This is a genomic window from Nonomuraea zeae (assembly GCF_005889725.1).
In the GTDB taxonomy this organism is placed as follows: Bacteria; Actinomycetota; Actinomycetes; order Streptosporangiales; family Streptosporangiaceae; genus Nonomuraea; species Nonomuraea zeae.
The window spans coordinates 1-2,591 of record NZ_VCKX01000598.1 but is presented as its reverse complement, the minus strand read 5'-3'; the positions used below and the strand labels follow the sequence as shown (position 1 = coordinate 2,591).

At 73.2% G+C, this 2,591-nt stretch carries 2 protein-coding genes; both read left to right on the top strand.

Features of this window, described 5'->3' with window-relative positions; all coding sequences use genetic code 11:
- Nucleotides 1-1,439, top strand: a 1,439-nt coding sequence (locus ETD85_RS61595) for a helix-turn-helix transcriptional regulator (RefSeq protein WP_240780174.1), incomplete at its 5' end; no start/stop codon positions are given.
- 50 nt (nt 1,440-1,489) lie between these two features.
- Entirely contained in the window at nt 1,490-2,431 is a 942-nt protein-coding gene (locus tag ETD85_RS61590; RefSeq protein ID WP_138698985.1) for an alpha/beta hydrolase family protein, read from the top strand.
- Nucleotides 2,432-2,591: the final 160 nt, after the last annotated feature.

The window sequence follows — 2,591 nt, the reverse complement described above, 5'->3', positions numbered from 1 at the left end:
CCACCGACCCGACCGCCCCCGACGAGCTGCGCGGCCACGTCCAGCTCCTGCACGGCAGCCTGGAGCTGCTCGGCGGCGAGACCGGCAGCGCCCGCGAGGAGCTGCTGTCGGCGGCGGCCGGGCTGATCGGCAGCCACCGGATGCTCGGCGTGCGCGCGCTGGTCAGGGCCGCCGACGCCAGCTACCGCGCGGGCGACAACCGGGCGTTCATCGCCATCGCCCGCCAGGCCGCCGCCCTGCGCCGCCCGGACGAGGCGGTGCCCGCCCAGCTCATGTTCGAGTACCTGGACGGCATGGCCTCAACCTTCAGCGGCCTGCACCAGGAGGCGGCGGGCCCGCTGCGGCGGGTGGTCGAGCTGGCCGGCTCGGTTCGCGATCCCGCCGTGCTCGTGTGGGCGTGCGTGGCCAGCATGCTGCTCGGCGAGGACGCCACGGCGCACCGCCTGTCGGCCCGCGCCGTCGAGGCCGCCCGCGTACGCGGCGCCGCCTCGGCGCTGCCGCAGCTGCTGGAGTACACGATCTATTCGGAGTTCTGGATGGGCCGCTACGCCTCCGTCGCGACGACCGCGGCCGAGGGGCTGCGCCTGGCGCAGGAGACCGGCCAGCTCAACACGGCCGCCCAGCACCTCGCCTGGCTGGCGATCACCGCGGCCGTCGAGGGCGACCAGGAGACCTGCCGGGTGCGCGCCGACGCCGCGACCGATCTGGCCGACGCCCACGACCTGGGCATCGCGGGCGCCATCGGCAACTGGGCGCTGGCCTACCTCGACCTGGCCGCGGGCCGCCCCGCCGACGCCGCCAACCGGCTGCGCGCCGAGCGGCGCAACAGCAGCCACGTCGTCATCCGCGTCATGGCCACGCCGCACTTCATCGAGGCGTGCGCGCGTACCGGCGACCACGAGCAGGCCGCGGCGGCGCTGCGGGTGCTCGAACGCTGGGTGGGCAGCACGCGCAGCCCGGACCTGCGCGCGCTGGTCGCCCGCTGCCGCGCGCTCCTGGCCGCGCCGGGCGAGGCGGAGGAGTCGTTCCGCGAGGCGATCGAGCTGCACGGGCAGGGGGTGTGCGAGTTCGAGACGGCGCGTACGCAGCTTCTCTACGGCAGCACGCTGCGCCGCGAACGCCGTCCGGGCGCGGCCAGGACCCACCTGCACACGGCGCTGGAGACGTTCGAGCGGTACGGCGCCCGCCTGTGGACCGAGCAGGCCAGGACCGAGCTGCGCGCCTCCGGCGAACCGGTGCGCGCCACCGGGGCGCCGGCCACGCGGCAGCTCACCGCGCAGCAACTGCAGATCGCCCGCATGGTCGCCGAGGGCGCCACCAACAAGGAGGTCGCCGAGCAGCTCTTCCTGAGCAGGCGCACCGTCGAGCACCACCTCAGGAACATCTTCAGCCGCCTCGGCATCCGCTCCCGCGTCGAACTGGTAAGGCTCATGTCCTGAACAGGAGACCGGTGATTTCACCGATGCACGACTGACTGCGCATCCGAACAATGGCGACAGACCGCAGTCACCCCCCAACGAGCAGGGAGTATGACGACGTGCAGCTCTCCACCCCCCAGCGCGGCGCGCGAACGTTGACCAAGCTCGCCCTCACCCTCACCCTGATCGGCGGCGGCCTCGCGACCGCCGTCCCCGCCCAGGCGGCGGCCGGCCCGTACGAGCGCGGCCCCGCACCCACCAACGCGGCGCTCGAAGCCAGCCGCGGCCCGTTCGCGACCGCGCAGACCAGCGTCTCCTCGCTGAGCGTCAGCGGCTTCGGCGGCGGAACGATCTACTACCCGACCGACACCAGCCAGGGCACCTTCGGCGCGATCGCCATCTCCCCCGGCTACACCGCCAGATGGTCCAGCCTCTCGTGGCTCGGCCCGAGGATCGCCTCGCACGGCTTCGTCGTGATCGGCATCGAGACGAACACGATCTACGACCAGCCCGCCAGCCGGGGCCGCCAGCTCCTCGCGGCGCTCGACTACCTGGTGGAGGACAGCTCGACCACCGTACGCAGCCGGATCGACGCCTCCAGGCTGGCGGTGGCCGGGCACTCGATGGGCGGCGGCGGCACCCTCGAAGCGGCGAACGACCGTCCCTCGCTCCAGGCCGCCGTGCCGCTCGCCCCCTGGAACCTCACCAAGAGCTGGTCCGGCGTCCGCGTCCCCACGATGATCATCGGCGGGGAGAGCGACACCGTCGCCCCGGTGTCCTCGCACTCCGAGCCGTTCTACTCCAGCATCCCGTCCTCGTCGGAGAAGGCGTACCTGGAGCTCAACGGCGCCAGCCACTTCTTCCCGCAGACCACCAACACCACGATGGCCAAGTCGATGGTGGCCTGGCTCAAGCGGTTCGTCGATGACGACACCCGCTACGAGCAGTTCCTCTGCCCGCCGCCCAGCGGCACCGCGATCGAGGAGTACCGGCACACCTGCCCGAGCGCCTGACCTCATAGACCCCGGTGGCGGCCGTCCTGGAGGCGGCCGCCACCGGCATGCGGCGGGTCCGGCTTCGCATCCCCAGAGCCGGACCGGCCGTTGATCACGGCGTCCCCCATGGCACCGCCACCACGCCGGGCACACCCTCCCCCACCTCCCCTGTCTCTTA

What these genes read in the sequence shown, in the direction of transcription:
- ETD85_RS61590 (WP_138698985.1), top strand. Translation starts at nt 1,490, where the DNA reads ATGGCGACAGACCGCAGTCACCCCCCAACGAGCAGGGAGTATGACGAC.